General features: G+C 66.8%; 18 protein-coding genes. 4 read left to right on the top strand and 14 right to left on the bottom strand.

Annotated features, from left to right (window positions below; genetic code table 11):
- Positions 1–121: 121 nt before the first annotated feature.
- From ribA to glmU, 4 genes are all read right to left on the bottom strand, one after another.
- A complete protein-coding gene (gene ribA, locus EV147_RS15505) occupies positions 122–718 on the bottom strand; it encodes a GTP cyclohydrolase II (protein ID WP_130392102.1) in 597 nt (198 codons plus the stop codon).
- Between the two features lie 173 nt (positions 719–891).
- The gene (locus EV147_RS15500; RefSeq protein ID WP_130392101.1) at positions 892–1,800 is read right to left on the bottom strand and encodes an Abi family protein; all 909 of its coding nucleotides are present in this window, start codon (positions 1,798–1,800) and stop codon (positions 892–894) included.
- 280 nt (positions 1,801–2,080) lie between these two features.
- Positions 2,081–3,919, bottom strand: a complete 1,839-nt coding sequence (glmS, locus tag EV147_RS15495; protein ID WP_130392100.1) for a glutamine--fructose-6-phosphate transaminase (isomerizing) — start codon at positions 3,917–3,919, stop codon at positions 2,081–2,083.
- Between the two features lie 11 nt (positions 3,920–3,930).
- Positions 3,931–5,295, bottom strand: a complete 1,365-nt coding sequence (glmU, locus tag EV147_RS15490; protein ID WP_130392099.1) for a bifunctional UDP-N-acetylglucosamine diphosphorylase/glucosamine-1-phosphate N-acetyltransferase GlmU — start codon at positions 5,293–5,295, stop codon at positions 3,931–3,933.
- A 266-nt stretch (positions 5,296–5,561) separates the two neighbouring features.
- Between glmU and EV147_RS15485 the strand changes: the two genes are divergently transcribed.
- Positions 5,562–6,362 (top strand): DUF6279 family lipoprotein, encoded by an 801-nt coding sequence (locus tag EV147_RS15485; RefSeq protein WP_130392098.1) that lies wholly within the window; start codon positions 5,562–5,564, stop codon positions 6,360–6,362.
- A gap of 58 nt (positions 6,363–6,420) precedes the next feature.
- Here the strand turns inward: EV147_RS15485 and ttcA are convergent, their stop codons facing one another.
- The 3 genes from ttcA to EV147_RS15470 all read right to left on the bottom strand — a co-directional run bounded on the left by ttcA (position 6,421) and on the right by EV147_RS15470 (position 8,711).
- The gene (gene ttcA / locus EV147_RS15480) at positions 6,421–7,344 is read right to left on the bottom strand and encodes a tRNA 2-thiocytidine(32) synthetase TtcA (RefSeq protein ID WP_130392097.1); all 924 of its coding nucleotides are present in this window, start codon (positions 7,342–7,344) and stop codon (positions 6,421–6,423) included.
- Between the two features lie 127 nt (positions 7,345–7,471).
- On the bottom strand, positions 7,472–7,870 hold the full coding sequence (locus EV147_RS15475) for a dihydroneopterin aldolase (protein ID WP_130392096.1): 399 nt from the start codon (positions 7,868–7,870) through the stop codon (positions 7,472–7,474).
- A gap of 22 nt (positions 7,871–7,892) precedes the next feature.
- On the bottom strand, positions 7,893–8,711 hold the full coding sequence (locus tag EV147_RS15470) for an SDR family oxidoreductase (protein ID WP_130392095.1): 819 nt from the start codon (positions 8,709–8,711) through the stop codon (positions 7,893–7,895).
- Between the two features lie 16 nt (positions 8,712–8,727).
- On the opposite strand from EV147_RS15470, the gene EV147_RS15465 reads away from it, so the two are divergent.
- Positions 8,728–9,906, top strand: a complete 1,179-nt coding sequence (locus EV147_RS15465) for a class I SAM-dependent methyltransferase (protein ID WP_130392094.1) — start codon at positions 8,728–8,730, stop codon at positions 9,904–9,906.
- A gap of 13 nt (positions 9,907–9,919) precedes the next feature.
- Positions 9,920–10,114 carry a DUF2905 domain-containing protein gene (locus tag EV147_RS15460; RefSeq protein ID WP_130392093.1) on the top strand — a complete coding sequence of 65 codons (195 nt, stop codon included), beginning with the start codon at positions 9,920–9,922 and terminating at the stop codon, positions 10,112–10,114.
- A gap of 16 nt (positions 10,115–10,130) precedes the next feature.
- Here EV147_RS15460 and EV147_RS15455 read toward each other — a convergent pair whose 3' ends face one another.
- From EV147_RS15455 to EV147_RS15440, 4 genes are all read right to left on the bottom strand, one after another.
- The gene (locus EV147_RS15455; RefSeq protein ID WP_130392092.1) at positions 10,131–11,372 is read right to left on the bottom strand and encodes a multifunctional CCA addition/repair protein; all 1,242 of its coding nucleotides are present in this window, start codon (positions 11,370–11,372) and stop codon (positions 10,131–10,133) included.
- Positions 11,373–11,374: 2 nt separating this feature from the next.
- Positions 11,375–12,064, bottom strand: a complete 690-nt coding sequence (locus EV147_RS15450) for a glutathione S-transferase family protein (RefSeq protein WP_130392091.1) — start codon at positions 12,062–12,064, stop codon at positions 11,375–11,377.
- 158 nt (positions 12,065–12,222) lie between these two features.
- Positions 12,223–13,245 carry a complex I NDUFA9 subunit family protein gene (locus EV147_RS15445; protein WP_130392090.1) on the bottom strand — a complete coding sequence of 341 codons (1,023 nt, stop codon included), beginning with the start codon at positions 13,243–13,245 and terminating at the stop codon, positions 12,223–12,225.
- 138 nt (positions 13,246–13,383) lie between these two features.
- Positions 13,384–15,351 (bottom strand): lytic transglycosylase domain-containing protein, encoded by a 1,968-nt coding sequence (locus EV147_RS15440; RefSeq protein ID WP_130392089.1) that lies wholly within the window; start codon positions 15,349–15,351, stop codon positions 13,384–13,386.
- Positions 15,352–15,451: 100 nt separating this feature from the next.
- On the opposite strand from EV147_RS15440, the gene EV147_RS15435 reads away from it, so the two are divergent.
- Positions 15,452–16,060: a 5-formyltetrahydrofolate cyclo-ligase gene (locus EV147_RS15435; RefSeq protein WP_130392088.1), complete on the top strand. Its 609-nt coding sequence runs from the start codon at positions 15,452–15,454 to the stop codon at positions 16,058–16,060.
- Between the two features lie 61 nt (positions 16,061–16,121).
- Here the strand turns inward: EV147_RS15435 and metF are convergent, their stop codons facing one another.
- The 3 genes from metF to ahcY all read right to left on the bottom strand — a co-directional run bounded on the left by metF (position 16,122) and on the right by ahcY (position 18,905).
- Positions 16,122–16,952 (bottom strand): methylenetetrahydrofolate reductase [NAD(P)H], encoded by an 831-nt coding sequence (metF, locus tag EV147_RS15430; RefSeq protein ID WP_130392087.1) that lies wholly within the window; start codon positions 16,950–16,952, stop codon positions 16,122–16,124.
- Positions 16,953–16,996: 44 nt separating this feature from the next.
- Positions 16,997–17,344 carry a phage holin family protein gene (locus EV147_RS15425; protein WP_130392086.1) on the bottom strand — a complete coding sequence of 116 codons (348 nt, stop codon included), beginning with the start codon at positions 17,342–17,344 and terminating at the stop codon, positions 16,997–16,999.
- 142 nt (positions 17,345–17,486) lie between these two features.
- Entirely contained in the window at positions 17,487–18,905 is a 1,419-nt protein-coding gene (gene ahcY / locus EV147_RS15420; RefSeq protein WP_130392085.1) for an adenosylhomocysteinase, read from the bottom strand.
- Positions 18,906–18,964 lie beyond the last annotated feature (59 nt).

Raw genomic sequence — 18,964 nt, 5'->3', positions numbered from 1 at the left:
CGCTGCTCGGCGCAGCGCGCGGCCCTTGGTTCCAAGATAGAGGAGACGGCTTGGCAGGACTGTCGGGACGGCTCGCAACCGGGTGTCGGCCTGCGCCTACACCCTTCCCGCGTCCGGCGGGTCAGTCCAGCAGGTGGCCCATGCGCGACCTCTTGGTCGCCAGATACTTCTCGTTTTCGGAGTTCGAGGGCACGATATGACGCATCTGCTCGGTCACCACGATGCCGGCATCTTCGAGCGCCTTGATCTTGACCGGATTGTTGCTCATCAGCCGCACCGAAGTCACGCCCCACTGGCGCAGGAAATCGGCGGCGAAGGCATAGGTGCGGGAGTCGATGGCCTGCCCCAGCGCCAGGTTGGCGTCTACCGTGTCGAGTCCGCCGTCCTGCAGCGCATAGGCGCGGATCTTGTTCGACAGGCCGATGCCCCGCCCCTCATGGCCGCGCAGGTACAGCAGGATGCCCCGCCCTTCCTCGGCAATCTTCTTCATCGCAAGGTCGAGCTGCTCGCCGCAGTCGCAGCGGCAGGAGCCGAACACATCGCCGGTCAGGCACTCGGAATGCAGGCGGACCAGGACGTTCTCGCCCGAAATATCGCCCATCGACAGGGCCAGATGCTCGGTTCCGGTATCCACACCCTGGAAGGCATGGGCGGTGAATTCTCCGTAGCTGGTCGGCAGGCGGGCAGAGCCGATCAGCTCACTTTCTAGGTCTTTCATATGGTGTGCAGGGCTGGAAGCGCCATGGTGCCCGCGCGGCATGATGCAGGGACGGGGCAGGCGCACCGCGCCGGGCCGATTGGGAGGCGCTGGCGCAGCATGCCGGCAAGGATACCCCGAAATGCATTCCGCCATCCGCGGAAGGGTTACCGGGCGGTAGGCACCCCACGCGCTCAGTCCGGCACGAAAAGCCCGCTGACATGGGCGCGGCGCACTTTTACCGGCTGGTTGCGGCGATGGATCGCGGTAAAGCGGTAGCGGAATTCCGTGGGTGTCAGCACTGTCGGCGCCGCTACATGCTGCCGCAGCCGATAGCGCGCTACCCCTCGCTCGGTCAGAAGGAAATCCAGCCGCTGGCGCCAACTGGCGTACTTCAGGTCGTCATGCAGGGAGCGGTCGATGAAGCCGGTGGCATCCTCGACCAGCGTCATCAGTCGGCGCAGACGGTGGAGGCTGTCGGACTGGGTGCGGGAGGGTGGGAGAATCACGGCCTGCGCGCCTGCGTGCTGGGCACGCAAGGCGCGAAATTTCCATAACGGCTCATGGTGGGCTAGCCGATTGCGGAATGCCTGCAGCTCCAGAGTGAAGTCGAGCGCGGCGCGCCGTACTCGAGCATCGCTCCATTGCTCGGACCGGGCGCTCAGCGGATGGTGGCAAAAGACGCCAGAGAGGATCCGGCTTGCGTGAACCGGGCTGAGATTGTTCAGAATGACCGGCCAGAATCCGAATGACAGGCTCGACACGATCTCGTCGGGACTCAATTTGCAACCCGGACGCCGTTCGCGCACATCGTTGATCTTGTTCCTCGATGTTTGCTTCAGTGTCGCCCAGGTCGCGTCATACCAGTGGAAACTCTCGCTGGCCTCTCGACTATGCAGTAATGACATCGCGCGATGGATGCTGTTGCGCAGCGCAATCTCGAAGTAGGCCAAATGGGACGCGAAGCACGAAGATACCTCACCGTTCCACAGATACAAGCCAATGGCTTCGTCCATCGTATTCGTCTTAAAGTAGGTTCTATAGCTATTCAGCCGTGGCAACGAGACGACACGTTGAAAGCTCTCGCAGGAAGAGGTTTGCATGGCGATTGACAGTCTTAATCGAGGCAACTAGGATCACTCCCGGCACGTCGATCGGCACAACCCGCAAGGGCGCCCCGGCGTAAGGAGTGGAAGGCCTCCCGATCGCAGGATCGGGAGGCCTTTTGCTTTGTAGCCGAGGGAAAGCCACCTGGATATGAGACAACGCCGCAATCTGCACGGCAGGCCCGATTTGGACAATGCGTGAGGCCATGAACGACAAAGCCGCCCCTCGGGGCGGCTTTGTCGTTTGGCGAAACTTTCGATGTGCCCGTGGGCTGGCTTACTCCACCGTGACCGACTTCGCCAGGTTGCGCGGCTTGTCCACGTCGGTGCCGCGTGCGCAGGCCGTGTGGTAGGCCAGCAGTTGCAGCGGCACCGTGTGCAGGATCGGCGAGAGCGCGCCGTAGTGCTCGGGCATGCGGATCACCTGGATGCCGTCGGACGACTGGATGTGCGTGTCGGCATCCGCGAACACGTAGAGGCGGCCACCACGGGCGCGCACTTCCTGGATGTTCGACTTCAGCTTTTCCAGCAGCGCGTCGTTCGGCGCCACGGTCACGACCGGCATGGCTTCGGTGACCAGCGCCAGCGGGCCGTGCTTGAGCTCGCCGGCCGGATAGGCTTCGGCGTGGATATACGAGATTTCCTTGAGCTTGAGCGCGCCTTCCAGGGCGATCGGGTAGTGCAGGCCGCGCCCGAGGAACAGCGCGTTCTCGCGGCGGGCGAAGTCCTCGGACCAGGCGATGATCTGCGGCTCCAGCGCCAGCACGCCGTGCAGCGCGGCCGGCAGGTGGCGCAGGTTGGTCAGTGCCTCGGCCTCCTGCTCGTCGGTCAGGTGGCCGCGTACCTTGCCCAGCGCCAGCGTCAGCATGTACAGCGCCGCGAGCTGGGTCGTGAAGGCCTTGGTCGATGCCACGCCGATCTCGGTGCCGGCGCGCGTCAGGAAGCGCAGTTCGGTCTCGCGCACCATGGCGCTGGTGGCCACGTTGCAGACCGCCAGCGTGTGCGTGTGGCCCAGCGAGCGGGCGTGGCGCAGCGCGGCCATCGTGTCGGCGGTTTCGCCCGACTGCGAGATCACCACCACCAGCGCGCGCGGGTTCGGCACGGTGTCACGGTAGCGGTATTCGCTGGCCACCTCGACCTGGGTCGGGATCTTCGCAATCGATTCCAGCCAGTACTTGGCCGTGCAGCCCGAGTAGTAGCTGGTGCCGCAGGCCAGGATCAGGATGCTGTCGATGCCGGCGAACACCTGCTCGGCGTTGTCGCCGAACAGCTCGGGCGTGATCGCGGCGATGCCTTCCAGCGTATCGCCCAGCGCGCGCGGCTGCTCGAAGATTTCCTTCTGCATGAAGTGGCGGAACGGGCCCAGCTCCACGGCGGCGGCGTGCGCCTCCACGACGCGCTCCTCGCGGACCACCTCGATATCGTTGATATCGCGGATCGTGGCGCCGGCGCGCGTCAGTTCCACCACATCGCCCTCTTCCAGATAGACGATGCGGTTGGCGGTGCCGGCCACGGCCAGCGCATCCGAGGCGAGGAACGTCTCGTCGGTGCCGAGCGCCACCACCAGCGGCGAGCCGGCGCGGGCGCCGACCACCACATCGGGGTTGTCGCGGGCCACCACGGCAATGGCGTAGGCGCCGTGCAGGCGCTTGGTCACCACGCGCACCGACGCGAACAGGTCGCCGCGGGTGGCGCTGCTCGGGTACGTGTAGGCCTGGTGGATCAGGTGGGCCACCACTTCGGTATCGGTCTGCGACTCGAAACCGTAGCCCACGGCGCGCAGTTCCTCGCGCAGCGGCTCGTAGTTCTCGATGATGCCGTTGTGCACCAGCGCGATGGTCTCGTCCGAGAAATGCGGGTGCGCGTTGACGGTGTCGGGCTTGCCATGCGTGGCCCAGCGGGTGTGGGCGATGCCCAGGTTGCCGCCCAGGCCCGACGATTGCGTCTGGGCGTCCAGCTCTGCCACGCGCGACACCGTGCGCGCACGTTCGAGAATGGCGTCGCGCACCACGGCCACGCCGCACGAGTCATAGCCGCGATATTCCAGGCGACGCAGCCCTTCGACCAGGACCGGAACGATATTGCGGTGCGAAACCGCGCCAACGATGCCACACATGCTGTAACCCCTTATTTTTTCGGTTGCTTGACCGGACGCTGCCAGGCGTCGATCGTCATCTGCTTCGCGCGCGACAGCGTCAGCTTGTCGGCCGGCGCCTCTTTCGTCAGCGTGGTGCCGGCGCCGATCGTGGCGCCGCGGCGCACGGTCACGGGCGCCACCAGCTGCGTATCGGAGCCGATGAAGACATCGTCCTCGATGATGGTGCGGTGCTTGTTCACACCGTCGTAATTGCACGTGATGGTGCCGGCGCCGATGTTCACGCGCTGGCCCACCGTCGTATCGCCCACGTAGGCCAGGTGGTTGGCCTTGCTGTGGTCGGCGATCTGGCTGTTCTTGACCTCGACGAAATTGCCGATATGCACGTCCTTGCCCAGTTCGGCGCCAGGACGCAGACGGGCGTAGGGCCCGATGCGGCCGTCCGGCCCGATCTTTGCTTCCTCGAAATGGCAGAACGGTTGCACGCGTGCCCCGGCGCCCACGCTGGTATTGCGGATCACGCAGTGCGCCCCGATGTGCACGCCATCCTCGAGGTGCACGCGGCCTTCGAAGACGCAGCCCACGTCGATGGTCACGTCGCGGCCGCAGGTCAGCTCGCCACGCACGTCGATGCGCGCCGGGTCCAGCAGGGTGACGCCTGCTTCAAGCAGCCGTTGGGCGATGTTGCGCTGATGGATGCGCTCGATCTCGGCCAGTTGCACCTTGCTGTTGACGCCCAGCGTCTCCCAGAGTGCGGCGGGCTGCGACGACACGATCTCCACGCCGTCGGTTGCGGCGCGCTCGATGGTGTCGGTAAGGTAGTACTCACCTTGCGCGTTGTCGTTGCGCAGCGTGGAAAGCCAACGGCGCAGGTGAGCCGTGGGGCAGACGATGATGCCGGTGTTGATCTCGCGGATCGCGCGGATTTCCTCGCTGGCGTCCTTCTGCTCGACGATGCGGACGATGTTGCCGGCGGCGTCGCGCACGATGCGGCCGTAGCCGGTAGGATCGGGCATCTCGACGGTCAGCACGCCCAGGCGCTCGGCGCCGGCGGCCTGCACCAGGTGCTGGAGCGTGGCGGCCGAAGTCAGCGGCACGTCGCCATAGAGCACCAGCGTGGGCTGGGCGTCGTCGAGCAGCGGCAGCGCCTGCATGACGGCGTGGCCGGTGCCCAGTTGCTGGGCCTGTTCGGCAAACGCCACATCGTCGGCGGCCACGGCCTGGCGCACGTGCTCGGCGCCGTGGCCCACCACGACGACGAGCCGTGACGGCGAGAGCGTGCGGGCGGTGTCGAGAACGTGGGCGAGCATGGGACGGCCGGCAACCGGGTGCAGCACCTTGGGCAACGCGGAGTTCATGCGCTTGCCCATGCCGGCGGCAAGAATGACGATATTCACAAGGAGGGTCCTAAGTGAGTGTGTCTGAGAAAAATCTGAAGAATCCGTGCCCGGAAGCGATGCAGTCGAGGTGGCCAAACCGTTGCCACGACTGGGCTGGCGGGCGATCCACCACCCCAGGAAACATGCGCGCCGATTCTAGCATGCACCCCCGCGCCACATTGGGACGATCACCTCACGTTACGGTTGTTCACATTTGGACACGACGCGTTTTTGCATGGTTTGCAGCATTTACCGTCCTTGCGGCGTTGGGTGGATGCAACGCCATGAAGCTCGGCTACCAGCAGGGCGACCGCCTGGCCTATTGGTGGGTAGACCGCTATGTCGATGTCTCAGACCTCCAGGAGCCGCCCACCAAGGACGCCATCGCCCGCTTCTTCTCGTGGCACCGGCAGGCCCAGTTGCCCGAGATCGCCACGGTCCTGACCCGCGTGAAGGGCGAGGTGGCGGGGCCGATCGACGCCTCGATGGTGCGCCAGGTGCAGCAGGACACCAACCGCCTGGGCCGGCGCGCCTTCGACAACGCCGTACCCGACGTGGCCGACCTGATGCTGACGCTGACGCCCGAACAGATCAAGCGTATGGAAGGCAAGTTTGCCGAAAGCAACGCCAAATACCGCAAGGAGTTCCTCAAGCCTGACCCGAAGGCGCGCACCGAGGCCCGCTTCGACAAGATCATGGACTATGCGAAGCTGATCTACGGCAACTTCTCGGGCGAGCAGGAAAACACGATCCGCGAGTCGATGGGACCGTACATGGAGGGCGCCGAGGCCCGCTACGCCGAGCGCGTCAAGCGGCAGCAGGAATGGCTGGCGCTGGCGCGCGAGGTGGCGGCCAGCAAGCCGGCCAAGGCGCAGGTGGAGGATATGTTGCGCAAGTATGCCGACCACTGGCAGCACCCGACGGGCGGCCAGCAGCGCAGCAACGAGGCCGGCGTGAACCTGTCGGTCAAGATCGCCAACCTGACCACCCCCGAGCAGAAGGCCCATGCCGTGGACCGCTTCCAGAAGTGGATCGACGATACACGGTCGCTGATGCGGGAGGGGGCGTCCCAGGCGTCGAAGTAACGAAGCTCCCGCTGCGAATCAGGCTCCCCTCTCTTCCGGAGGGAGAGGGGAGAAAACGTCAGGCCGCAGGTTCTTCCGCCTTCTGGATCTTGTCGAACCGGACGAACTCCATCCGGTTCGGCTCGACGCTGCCCGTGAAGGTCAGCGCCTGCTGGTTGAACGTGGTTTCGCCGAACAGCGATGCCTCGTCGACCTTCGCCAGCCCGGTCGCCAGGCCGTTGAACGGGAACAGTTCGGTATCGGCCAGGTGCGACGGCACCACGTTGCGCAGCGCCGAGAAAATGTTGTCGATGCGGCCCGGATGCTCGCGTTCCCAGGATTGCACCATTTCGCTGACCTTCTTGCGCTGCAGGTTTTCCTGCGAGCCACAGAGGTTGCACGGGATGATCGGGAATTCCATGGCGCGCGCATAGGACGCGATGTCCTTCTCCGCGCAGTACGCCAATGGACGAATGACGATGTGCTGGCCGTCGTCGGTGGCCAGCTTCGGCGGCATGGCCTTCATCTTGCCGCCGAAGAACATGTTCAGGAAGAACGTGTTGACGATGTCGTCGCGGTGATGGCCCAGCGCAATCTTGTTGGCGCCCAGTTCCTTGGCCGTGCGGTAGATCACGCCCCGGCGCAGCCGCGAGCATAGCGAGCACGTGGTCTTGCCCTCGGGCACCTTCTCCTTGACGATCGAATACGTGTCCGCCTCGACGATCACATACTCGACCCCCACCGATTTCAGGTAGGCGGGCAGGATTTCCTCGGGGAATCCGGGCTGCTTCTGGTCCAGGTTCATCGCAATCAGCTTGAACTGGACCGGGGCCCGCTTCTGCAGCGCCATCAGCACCGACAGCATCGTGTACGAGTCCTTGCCGCCGCTCATGCAGACCAGCACGGTGTCGCCGTCCTCGATCATGCCGAAGTCGCCGATGGCCTTGCCGGTCAGCGACTGCAGCCGGGTTTCCAGGCGGTAGAAATTAGCGGAGTGACTCATAAGACTTATCTGAAGCGGGGGCGGGCGCTGAACAATGGCCTGGCGCCTCCGCGGACATTCCGGAATGGACGGGGCGATATTCTACTGGACCCGACCCACCGGCGCTCTGCCCGGTTCAGCCCCGGGTTCAGCCTTGCTTCAGGTGGAACACCTCCACGCCCACCGAGTCGCAGTCCGGATAGACATCGGGCTTTTCGGTCGAGACCCGCACCGCGCGCACCTTCGGGTGCTGCAGCATGGCACGCGCCACGTCGTCGCAGAGCGTTTCCTGCAGGTGGATATGGCCCTGCGCCATGCGCGCCGCCACCGTGTTGCGCATGAAATCGTAGTCCACCACCTCTTCGAGCCGGTCTTCCTGCGGCGTGGTTTCGGCCAGCGAGACGAACAGGTCGATGTTGACCAGCACCCGCTGCTCGCCCTTCTTCTCGAATTCGTGCACGCCGATGTTGATCTGCACCTCGTAGTTGCGCAGGAACATGCGGCGGCAGTTCAGCAGGCTGGGGTGGGAAAGGGCGGCAAAGGTCATGGCTGAAACTATCGTAAAAACTTTATTCGGTCAGGAACATCACGTCGCGGGCCAGCGGCATCAGGTGCTGGCCGCCGTCGACGTAGAGCGTGGAGCCGGTCACGGCGCGGGCCATGGCGAGGTAGGCCACGGCCTGGGCGATGTCGTCGGGCGTGCTCGACTTGCCGAGCGGCGTCATCCCGTGGGCGCGCACGAAGCCCGGATCGGACTGGTCGCCCGACACCAGCGTGATGCCCGGCGCCACGCCTACCACGCGCAGGCGCGGCGCCAGCGCCTGGGCCAGTTGCACCGTGGCGGTCTGCAGCGCAGCCTTCGACAGCGTGTACGAGAGGAAATCGGGGTTCAGGTTGTTGAGCTTCTGGTCGAGCAGGTTGATCACCACGCCGCGCTGCTCGGTCTCGTTGCCGTCGGCGCCAAGCGCCTTGTGCATCTCCCGGGCCAGCAGCAGCGGAGCCGCCACGTTGGTGCGCATGTGCGTGTCGAGCGACCCGTACGAGAAGCTCGTTGCCACGTCATACTGGAACAGCGAGGCGTTGTTGACCAGGCAGGTCGGCACGCCCAGCGCCGCAACACAGGCCGCGATCAGCTTGCCAGTGGCGGATTCATCGGAAAGATCGGCCTGCAGCACGGCGGCGCGGCGGCCGAGATCGCGGATCTGCGCGGCCAGCGCTTCGGCCTCGTCGCGCGAGCGGTTGCAGTGGACGGCCACGTCCCAGCCCTGCGCGGCGAGTTCGAGGGCGATGGCGCGGCCCAGGCGGCGCGCGCCGCCGGTCACCAGTGCCACGCCACGCGCGGGCCGGGTCTGGGCGCCGGCGGCGCCCTCGGTATTGAAATCTGGCATTGCTACAATTCGCGGTATGCAGAAAGTCGCTAGTCTACCCCTTCCCTCCGCCGACGCGCTTGGCGCCTCCGCCGCCCTTTCCACGGCCATTGCCGACGCCATCGCCGCCTCCGGGGGCTGGATCGGCTTCGACCGCTACATGTCGCTGGCGCTCTATGCCCCGCGCCTGGGCTACTACAGCGGCGGCGCCGCCAAGTTCGGCCGCGACGCCGGCGACGGCAGCGACTTCATCACCGCCCCCGAACTGACCCCGTTCTTCGCCCGCACGCTGGCGCGCCAGTTCGCCCCGCTGCTCGGCACGGATTTGCGCGAAGTCATGGAATTTGGCGCGGGCACGGGCCGGCTGGCAGCCGATCTGCTGCTGGCGCTCGAAGCCGAGGGCGCGCTGCCCGACGCGTATCGGATCGTCGAACTGTCTGGCGAGCTGCGCGTGCGCCAGCAACAGACGCTTGCCGAGCGCGCCCCGCACCTGTCGGACCGCGTGACCTGGCTCGACACGCTGCCGGAGCGTTTCGAAGGCGTGGTGGTCGGCAACGAGGTGCTCGACGCCATGCCGGTACGCCTGTTCGCCCGCGCTGGCGGCCAGTGGCACGAGCGCGGCGTGGCGCGCGACGGCGACGGCTTTGCCTATGAAGACCGGCCGCTGGACCCCGCGGCAATTCCCGCCGCGCTCCAGGCCGTACCGGGCAACCACGACGTGGTCACAGAGACCCACGCCGAGGCCGAGGGCTTCGTGCGGGCCGTGGGCGCCATGCTGGCGCGCGGCGCCGCGTTCTTCATCGACTACGGCTTTCCGTCGAGCGAGTATTACCACCCGCAGCGCGTGGGCGGCACGCTGATGTGCCACTACCGCCATCACGCCCACCCCGACCCGTTCCTGTATCCCGGGCTGCAGGACATCACCGCCCACGTGAACTTCAGCGGCCTCGCCGAGGCGGCCGTCGACGCCGGCCTCGCCGTGTCCGGCTTTGCCTCGCAGGCGCGCTTCCTGATGAATGCCGGGATTACCGACCTGATGATGTCGCTCGATCCGTCCGACGCCCGCGCCTTCCTGCCGCAGGCCAACGCGGTGCAGAAGCTGCTGTCGGAAGCCGAAATGGGCGAGCTGTTCAAGGTGATCGCCCTGACGCGCGGCCTGGACGAGGCGCTGCCTCTGGCCGGCTTTGCGCGCGGCGACCGCAGCTTCGCGCTCTGACCGGGATCACGCCATGCTGCGCTGGACTTTCACCATCTTCCTCTGCGTGATCGTGCTGTCGGCCTCGCTGCCGTGGCTGCAGAAAATCGGCCTCGGCCGGCTGCCGGGCGACCTGCGGTTCCGGTTGTTCGGCAGGGAGTTCGTACTGCCGTTCGCGTCGACGATCCTGCTGTCGCTGGTGGCGCTGGTGATCGGGAAGTTGTTGTAGGGGAGTCAGCCGCCAGTTATTCCGGCACCCCCAGCCGCTCCGCCACCGCCCTCACCCGTGCCTTGTGTACCCGGTCCTTGATCTGGTCCACGCGGTCGCCGCATTGCTTCGCAATGGCGCCGGCGTCCACCGAGGCCGCCGCGTCGCGCGCCGCCATCAGCCGTTCCGTCTGCGGATAGGCCCGATCCTCGAAGCCGAGCCTGCCGCGGGCGTCGGCCTCGCAAGCCTGGAGCGCCTCGGCGAAGCGGCCGGGCTTGCGCAGCGCGTCGCAGCGTTCCACGAGCCGGGTCAGCGCCGCGGCGCCGAACTCGGTGGACCGATGGATGTTGCCGTGTTCGCGCGCCACCAGCACGGCCAGTTCGCGGCAGTCGTTGGGCACGCGCAGCCGCTGGCAGACCGCTTCGAGCAGCCGGACGCTGCGCTGCTCGTGGCCGATATGGCGCGGCAGCACGTCCTCGGGCGTGGTGCCCTTGCCGAGATCATGGGTCAGCGCGGCAAAGCGCACCGGCAGCGAGGCGCCCACGCCAGCGGCGTGGTCCACCACCATCATCACGTGCACGCCGGTGTCGACTTCCGGGTGGTAGTCGGCACGCTGCGGCACGCCCCACAGACGGTCGAGCTCGGGCATCAGGCGCGCCAGCGCGCCGCATTCGCGCAGCACGCCGAACATGCGGGACGGCCGCGCCTCCATCAGGCCCCGGGCCAGTTCCTGCCAGACGCGCTCGGGCACCAGCGCGTCGACCTCGCCCAGCTCCACCATCCGGCGCATCAGCGCCACGGTCTCCGGCGCCACCGTGAAGTCGTGGAAGCGCGCCGCAAACCGCGCGGCGCGCAGGATCCGCACCGGGTCTTCGGCGAACGCGTCGGAGACATGGCGGAACCGGCGCGCCGCCAGATCCTGCTGGCCGCCGTAGGGATCGACGATCGGCCCCGTGAAATTGCCGTCCGCGTCCACGGCCCGCGCCATGGCGTTGACCGTCAGGTCGCGCCGCACGAGGTCATCTTCGAGCGTGACCTCCGGGCCGGTGTAGAACGCAAACCCCTTGTAGCCCACCGCCGTCTTGCGCTCGGTGCGGGCCAGCGCGTACTCGGCCTTGGTCCGCGGATGCAGGAAGACCGGAAAATCCTTGCCCACCGGCTTGTAGCCGGCGGCTTCCATCTCCGCCGGCGTGGCGCCCACCACCACGTAGTCGCGGTCCTGGCTCGGCAGCCCGAGCAACTGGTCGCGGATGGCTCCGCCGACGACATATACCTGCATGCTTATCCTGTCACGATGATGGCGTCCGCGCGGTCCGGCTGCAGCCGGTACGGCTCGTCGGCCACCACGAAATCGCGTTCCTCGCGGGCCGCCGCCACCCACTCCTGCATGGCGGGCAGGGTCAGGATGAAGTCGGCATAGGTCTTGGCGGCTTCGGGCAGGTGCACGCCGTAGGTGGCGAAGCGGCTGACCACGGGCGCGTAGAACGCGTCGGCAATCGAGAACGTGCCGAACAGGAACGGGCCGTCGGCACCGTACCGGGTGCGCAGGCCGGTCCAGATCGATGCGACGCGGTCGATATCGCGCTGCACGGCAACGTTCCAGCCGATGCCCGGCAGCACCGCCGTGATATTCATCGGCATCTGGCTGCGCACGTTGCCGAAGCCCGAATGCATCTCCGCGCAGATCGAACGTGCCACGGCGCGCGCAGCCGGGTCGGCCGGCCAGAGCTGCTTGTCAGGGAACCGCTCGGCCACGTATTCGGAGATCGAGAGCGAATCCCAGACCGTCACGTCGCCATCGATCAGCGCCGGCACCTTGCCGGCCGGCGAATACTGCGCGATCTCGGCTTCGAACGCCCTGGTGAACAGGCGCAGCGGGATTTCCTCGAACGCGATGCCGGCGTGGCGCAGCAGCAGCCACGGACGCAGCGACCAGGAGGAGTAGTTCTTGTTGCCGATGACGAGCTTCATCGCAGAATCCTTGGGGGCGGAGATCGATAAACGGGGCTGGCGCGCCGCATGTGCCGCGCGCCATGGACCGGACATTCTATCGACCCGGCCCGCGCCGCTCCAAACGAATTGCTTTCGCAAACCTGTGAGCGCCAGTCACATCGAACCGGCGCCCGGCCCTAGCGATGCACGCTGCCGCGCATCTCCTGCAGCGCCGTATCGCGGTTGCGGCCCGCCAGCACGTCGGTCATCACCGCCTCCAGGCTCACCGGATGGACCCCGAGTTCGGGCGCCATCGGCTGGGCCAGCACGTTGTCGAGCCGCATCGAGTCGAAGTTGTCGCGCGACAGCACCGTGCCGCCCGGCATGTGTTCGAGCACCGCCGCCTGCATGCGCGCCAGCGCGTCGGGCAGCGCAATCACCGGGCGCGGATGCCCCGACGCGCGGCCGGCAAACCGCACCAGCTCCTCCAGCGTGTAGACCTGCGGCCCGCCCAGTTCGTAGGCCTGGCCGATGGTCGCCGGATTCGCCATCGCATTGGCAAACGCCTGCACCACGTCGAGCACGAACACCGGCTGGAAGCGCGCGTGCGCGCAGGCCAGCGGCACCACCGGCGCCATCTGCTGCAACTGGGCGAACAGGTTCAGGAAGTGATCGTCGGGACCGAACACCACCGAGGGCCGGAAGATGGTCCAGTCCAGCCCGCTTTCGCGGACCAGCCGTTCGCCCTCGCCCTTGCTGCGCAGGTACATCGACGGGCCGGCCGGGTCGGCGCCGAGCGCGCTCATGTGGATCAGCCGGCGGACCCCGGTGCGCTGGCAGGCATCGACCAACTGGCGCGGCAGGTCCACATGCGCGGCGGCGAACTGGGGGCCGTACGGATCGCCACGGTCGCCGTGCAGCACGCCCACGAGGTTGACGACGATGCCGTCCATGCCGAGCGAGCCGATGGCGTCATCGAGCACGGCCGAGTCGGCCAGCCCGAGTTCCACCACTTCCACGCGCGGCAACAGCAACAGGTGCTGCGCGTGTTCCAGGCTGCGCGCGCCGACCACGATGCGGTCGGGGGCGATGGGACTATCGGGATTGGCTGCCGGATCGAGCGGCGCGCCGGACGCGGACGCCGCGCCGGCCAGGCGGGAGACGAGGTGGCTGCCGATAAAGCCGGCGCCACCGATGATCAGGACGTTGCTGGTTCGCATGCTGGGCTCCGTGACGACCACACCGCGCCGCCCGTGAAGGCGGACGCGGCACGATCTACGCATTGAGATCTCCGTACGCGCGCATCGATGCGCCCGTCCGCGTCACGCAGCCCTGCCCCGTGCCGGGGCACCGACGTTTCAGGGCAGGCTGGTCGTCGTGACGGTGGACGGCGCGACCACCCCGAGCCGGTCCTTCAGGGACTGGGGACGGCCGCTCATCAATGCAGAATAGTACGTGGCGTTGGAAAGCACATTCTTGACGTAGACGCGCGTTTCCGTAAACGGGATCGTCTCTGCAAAGATCGCGCCTTCCACGGGCCGCGCCAGGCTCGACCGCCAGTTCTTCGGGCGTCCCGGGCCGGCGTTGTAGCCCGCCGAGGCCAGCGTCCATGAACTGTCGAGGTCCGTCAGCACCATGCTCATGTAATTTGTACCGAGCAAGATGTTGATGTTGGGGTCGCTCATCATCGTCGGCGAGAAGTCCGTCATGCCGATCTTCTTCGCCACATAGCGGGCCGTGGCCGGCATGACCTGCATCAAGCCGTGGGCGCCGGCCGACGAGCGCGCGTCCATGATGAAACGCGATTCCTGGCGGATCAGGCCGTAGGCCCAGGCCATGTCCAGCCCCACCGCCTCGGTGTTCCGCTGCATGATGTCCTGGTACGGCATCGGGAAGCGCTGCGCGAAATCATGCTCGGCCTTGGTGCGGTCCGACGTGTTGACCGTGCGGTCGAGCAGCGAGATCTTGCGTGCGTACTCGGCGGCGGCCAGCAGCTCGCGGTCGTTCATGCCGCGCAGCTCCCAGTTCCACTCGCGGTTGCCCTCGAAACGCAGATTCAGGCTGTAGAACTTCTGCGCACGGACAAGGCCCGGCCGCGTGCGCATCGCCATCGCCTCGGCGTCGCTGACGGCGGTGCGCTGCGGTACCGTGATGCGGCGGCCCAGTTCCTCGCTGGCGAGCTGGCCGTAGAAATTGAACTGGCCGGCGATCGACTGGAACTGCTGCTCGGCGTCGCTGGTGCGGCCATCAGCCTTCAGCGCGCGGCCGTACCAGTACGTCCAGGCCGGGTCCTTGGCCCGCAGTTCGGGGCGCATCAGTTCGATCGACTGCCGCACCTGCTTCCAGTCGCCCTGGCGCAGCGCGGCGCGCACGCGCCACTCCTGCGTCTCGTCGGACAGCCACTGGTTGCCGCCCATGTCGAGCTGGCGGCGATAGTAGCCGGCTGCCTCGGGCATCAGCTTCTTGGCCGCGTACTGGCCGATCACACCCCACGCCGCGCCCTGCTCGTCGCGCGAGAGGTTGCCGAGCACCGTGCTCAGGTATGCGGCGGCCTGGGCGGGGTCATTGCGCGCCATCTTGACGACGGTGGCCAGCGCGTCGCTGTCCACGCGCACATCGGGCAGCGTGGCGGCGATCTTCGCGGCCAGCGTCGTGTAGTTCTGTTCGAGCGCCTGGCGTGCATAAAACGCCACATCGCTGCGCTGGATCTGCTGCGCCTGGGCCAGGTAGCCAATCAGGTCGACGCAGCCTTCGCCGAAGTAGCGCGGGTCCACCAGCAACGTGCGCGCCTCGGCGGCCACGTTCTGGCCCTTGAGCGCCTTCGACAGCAGCGCGTAGCACTCCACCTGCGTGTCGTCCTTGAGCACGAACTGCGGATACTGGATGTCGAAGTTGGCCCAGTCGCGCTTCTTGCCAAGCACCAGCAGCCAGTCGTTGCGCATGCGGTCGGCAATCGCCTCGCCCTGGTAGCGTTGCAGGAACGCGGCCACTTCGGCGTCGGGCGTGTCGATGCGCGCCTGGCCGCTGCTGTCGAACATCTGCGGCTTGATGCGGAAATACTCGACGTACGACGGGATCGGATAGTCGACCAGCGTGGCAGAGATCGCCGCGGCGCGATCCGCATCGTTCTTGCGGGCGGCCTCGCGCAGCGCCACGAAGGCATCGTCCGGGTTGGACGGAATGGTCTGTGCAGCCGGCTGCTGGGGCGCGGACCGCGCCTGCGGTGCTGGCTTCTTCTGGGCGAAGGCCGGCGTGGCCAGCATGGCGCCCGCGAACGCCAGCCATGCGATGCGGCCTGCGCGGCGCAGATATACTCCCTTCGGCATTCTTGCTATCCCTTATGTGGTCGTGCCTGCCCATACGCGGGCAGCCACGCGAATATTCGTTTGACAGAATCTGTCTGATCGCCGGCCATTATTGCACGCCATGCCACCCATCCAAGCACCGGACAAAGGCCCGGACGACCGCCAATTCGACGCCGCCGAAGACCGCCGCGCCATGCGCCGCCGCCTGCTCGGCCTGCGCGCCGCATTGCCGGACCGCGCCGGCGCCGATGCGCGTATCGGAACCGCGCTCGCGCCGCTGCTCGAACGGCTCGGCGTGCGGCAGGTTGGCTTCTACTGGCCCATCCAGGAAGAGTTCGACGCACGCGCCGTGGTGGCTCGCTGGCTGGCCGCGATGCCGGGCCGCGTGGCCGCGCTACCGGTGGTCAGCCGGCCCGGCGCGCCGCTCGACTTCCATGCATGGACGCCAGACACGACAATGCGCGCCGGCCATTACGGCATTCCGGTGCCAGATGGCACCGGGGCCGTGATGCCCGACGCGCTGCTCATACCCTGTGTCGGTTTCAGCGCCGATAAGTTCCGGCTTGGCTACGGCGGGGGGTTCTACGACCGCACGCTGGCGGCACTGGCCGGGGCCGGCACGACGCCGGTGGCGATTGGCATCGGCTACGAAGCCTGCAGGGTGCCGCTGGTCGCGGAACCGCATGACCTGCCGATGGAATGGATGGTGACGGAGGCGGGGGTGTTCTAGCCGGCTGACGGGCTTGCTCCCCTCTCGCGAGCGGGAGAGGGGAGCACGTCAGTGACAATGATCAGAGCTTCAGCCGCTGCCAGATCGCCTTGGTGGCGGCCGCCGTGTTCAGCGTGTAGAAGTGCAGCCCGGGCACGCCGGCGGCCAGCAGGCGTTCGCAGAGCGCGGTCACCACGTCCAGGCCGAAGGCGCGGATCGATTCGCGGTCGTCGCCGAACGATTCCAGCTTCTTCGCCACCCAGCGCGGCACTTCGGCACCGCACATTTCCGAGAAGCGCATCAGCTGGGAGTAGTTCGTGATCGGCATGATGCCGGGCACGATCGGAATTTCCACGCCCGTCGCGCGCGCCTCGTCCACGAAGCGGAAGTAGGCGTCGGCATTGAAGAAATACTGCGTGATCGCGGAATCCGCGCCGGCCTTGACCTTGCGCGCGAAGTTCTCCAGGTCGTGGCGCGGCGAGCGCGACTGGGGGTGGTACTCGGGATAGGCCGCCACCTCGATGTGGAACCAGTCGCCGGTCTCGGCGCGGATGAATTCCACCAGTTCGTTGGCGTAGCGGAACTCGCCAATCTCGCCCATGCCGGACGGCATGTCGCCGCGCAGCGCCACGATATGGCGGATGCCGCCGGCGCGATAGGCGCTCAGGATCTCGCGGATGTTCTCGCGCGTGGAGCCCACGCACGACAGGTGCGGCGCGGCCTCGATGCCCTCGCGCTGGATTTCCAGCACCGCGTCGAGCGTGCCCTGCTGCGTGGTACCGCCGGCACCGAACGTCACCGAGATGTACTTGGGCTGCAGCGGCGCCAGCTGGGCGCGCGTGTTGCGGAGCTTTTCCGCGCCCTCCGCCGTCTTGGGCGGGAAGAATTCGAAGCTGAAGTAGCGGTCAGTCATGGTTGGCACGCCGGGGGCGGCGTCCTTTGGAATTCGCTGGCGTCTCAGTCGCGGTCGCCCAGCAGCACGCTGGCCAGGATCGTCGAGATCACGCTGTAGAGGATCGAGCCGAGCAGCGCCGCGCCGAAACCGCTCACGACAAACCCCTGCAGCAGGTTGCCGACAAACAGGAACAGCAGCGCGTTGATGACGAAGATGAACAGTCCCAGCGTCACCAGCGTCACCGGCAGCGTCAGGATGACCAGGATCGGCCGGATCAGCGTGTTGACCAGCCCCAGCACCAGCGCGGCAACCATGGCCGAGCCGAAGCCGCCGAGTTCGATACCGCTGAGCAGGTAGCTCACCAGGAACAGCGAGGCGGCGTTGATGATCCAGACAGCCAACAGTCTCATTGCGACTCCTTTTTCTTGGTTCGGATGGAACGGTGCGCAGTGCGGGGCGGTATCGCGCGGTCAGCGCCTGCCCTCTCCCCCGGCCCCTCTCCCGCGCAGCGGGAGAGGGGCGAAGAACTGCCCGGGGAAGCGGGAGGGCCGATCAGTAGCGGTAGTGGTCGGCCTTGTACGGACCCTGCTTCGACACGCCAATGTAGGCGGCCTGCTGCTCGGTCAGTTCGGTCAGCTGGGCGTTCAGCTTCTTGAGCTGCAGGCGCGCCACCTTCTCGTCCAGGTGCTTGGGCAGCACGTAGACGCCCACCGGGTACTTGCCGCTGTCACGCTCGGCCCACAGTTCGATCTGGGCGATCGTCTGGTTGGCGAACGAGCTGCTCATCACGTACGACGGGTGGCCCGTGGCGCAGCCCAGGTTCACCAGGCGGCCCTTGGCCAGGATGATCAGCTTCTTGCCGTCCGGGAAGATCACGTGGTCAACCTGCGGCTTGATCTCGTCCCACTGGTACTTCTCGATCGAGGCGATGTCGATCTCGTTGTCGAAGTGGCCGATGTTGCAGACGATGGCCTGGTCCTTCATCTTGGCCATGTGGTCGTGCGTGATCACGTGGTAGTTGCCCGTGCAGGTCACGAAGATGTCGCCGTGCTCGGCGGCGTAGTCCATCGTCACCACGCGGTAGCCTTCCATGGCGGCCTGCAGCGCGCAGATCGGGTCGATTTCCGTGACCCAGACCTGGGCCGACAGCGCGCGCAGGGCCTGGGCGCTGCCCTTGCCCACGTCGCCGTAGCCGGCCACGATGGCGACCTTGCCGGCGATCATCACGTCGGTGGCGCGCTTGATGCCGTCCGCCAGCGATTCGCGGCAGCCGTACAGGTTGTCGAACTTGCTCTTGGTGACCGAATCGTTCACGTTGATGGCCGGGAAGCGCAGTTCGCCGCGCTGGGCCATCTGGTACAGGCGGTGCACGCCCGTGGTGGTTTCCTCGGTCACGCCACGGATGGCGTCGAGGTTGCGGCTGTACCAGGTGGCGTCCTTGGCCAGCTTGTCCTTGATCGCGGCGAACAGGAAGGTTTCTTCCTCGCTGGTCGGCTTGGCGATGACCGAGGCGTCCTTCTCGGCGCGCGCGCCCAGGTGCAGCAGCAGCGTGGCGTCGCCGCCATCGTCCAGGATCATGTTCGGGGTGCCGCCGTCGGCCCACTCGAAGATGCGGTGGGTGTAGTCCCAGTATTCCTTGAGCGTCTCGCCCTTGAACGCGAAGACCGGCGTGCCCGTGGCGGCGATGGCCGCGGCGGCGTGGTCCTGCGTCGAATAGATGTTGCACGAGGCCCAGCGCACGTCGGCGCCCAGCGCCTTGAGCGTCTCGATCAGCACGGCGGTCTGGATCGTCATGTGCAGCGAACCGGCGATGCGGGCACCCTTGAGCGGCTGCGCAGCGGCGAATTCGTCACGAATGGCCATCAGACCCGGCATTTCGGTCTCGGCGATGGCAATTTCCTTGCGGCCCCAGCCGGCCAGGCCGATGTCGGCCACGAGGTAGTCTTGCTTGAGTTCGGTTACAGCGTTCATGAGTCACTCCGGTCGATGTGGCGGGGATGCGGGGACGGGAGTTATGGGCCGTAACGACC

It is taken from the genome of Cupriavidus agavae, assembly GCF_004217045.1.
GTDB classification, from domain to species: Bacteria; Pseudomonadota; Gammaproteobacteria; order Burkholderiales; family Burkholderiaceae; genus Cupriavidus; species Cupriavidus agavae.
Note: the sequence above shows the minus strand (reverse complement) of the source record. Positions and strands in the feature narration are given on the sequence as shown.

Coding starts and splice junctions, on each gene's coding strand:
- ribA (WP_130392102.1), bottom strand. CDS start 718: ATGAAAGACCTAGAAAGTGAGCTGATCGGCTCTGCCCGCCTGCCGACC.
- EV147_RS15455 (WP_130392092.1), bottom strand. CDS start 11,372: ATGCAGGTATATGTCGTCGGCGGAGCCATCCGCGACCAGTTGCTCGGG.
- ahcY (WP_130392085.1), bottom strand. CDS start 18,905: ATGAACGCTGTAACCGAACTCAAGCAAGACTACCTCGTGGCCGACATC.
- EV147_RS15460 (WP_130392093.1), top strand. CDS start 9,920: ATGCTGCGCTGGACTTTCACCATCTTCCTCTGCGTGATCGTGCTGTCG.
- ttcA (WP_130392097.1), bottom strand. CDS start 7,344: ATGAGTCACTCCGCTAATTTCTACCGCCTGGAAACCCGGCTGCAGTCG.
- EV147_RS15465 (WP_130392094.1), top strand. CDS start 8,728: ATGCAGAAAGTCGCTAGTCTACCCCTTCCCTCCGCCGACGCGCTTGGC.
- EV147_RS15470 (WP_130392095.1), bottom strand. CDS start 8,711: ATGCCAGATTTCAATACCGAGGGCGCCGCCGGCGCCCAGACCCGGCCC.
- metF (WP_130392087.1), bottom strand. CDS start 16,952: ATGACTGACCGCTACTTCAGCTTCGAATTCTTCCCGCCCAAGACGGCG.
- EV147_RS15425 (WP_130392086.1), bottom strand. CDS start 17,344: ATGAGACTGTTGGCTGTCTGGATCATCAACGCCGCCTCGCTGTTCCTG.
- EV147_RS15450 (WP_130392091.1), bottom strand. CDS start 12,064: ATGAAGCTCGTCATCGGCAACAAGAACTACTCCTCCTGGTCGCTGCGT.
- EV147_RS15435 (WP_130392088.1), top strand. CDS start 15,452: ATGCCACCCATCCAAGCACCGGACAAAGGCCCGGACGACCGCCAATTC.
- EV147_RS15500 (WP_130392101.1), bottom strand. CDS start 1,800: ATGCAAACCTCTTCCTGCGAGAGCTTTCAACGTGTCGTCTCGTTGCCA.
- EV147_RS15485 (WP_130392098.1), top strand. CDS start 5,562: ATGAAGCTCGGCTACCAGCAGGGCGACCGCCTGGCCTATTGGTGGGTA.
- EV147_RS15475 (WP_130392096.1), bottom strand. CDS start 7,870: ATGACCTTTGCCGCCCTTTCCCACCCCAGCCTGCTGAACTGCCGCCGC.
- EV147_RS15445 (WP_130392090.1), bottom strand. CDS start 13,245: ATGCGAACCAGCAACGTCCTGATCATCGGTGGCGCCGGCTTTATCGGC.
- EV147_RS15440 (WP_130392089.1), bottom strand. CDS start 15,351: ATGCCGAAGGGAGTATATCTGCGCCGCGCAGGCCGCATCGCATGGCTG.
- glmS (WP_130392100.1), bottom strand. CDS start 3,919: ATGTGTGGCATCGTTGGCGCGGTTTCGCACCGCAATATCGTTCCGGTC.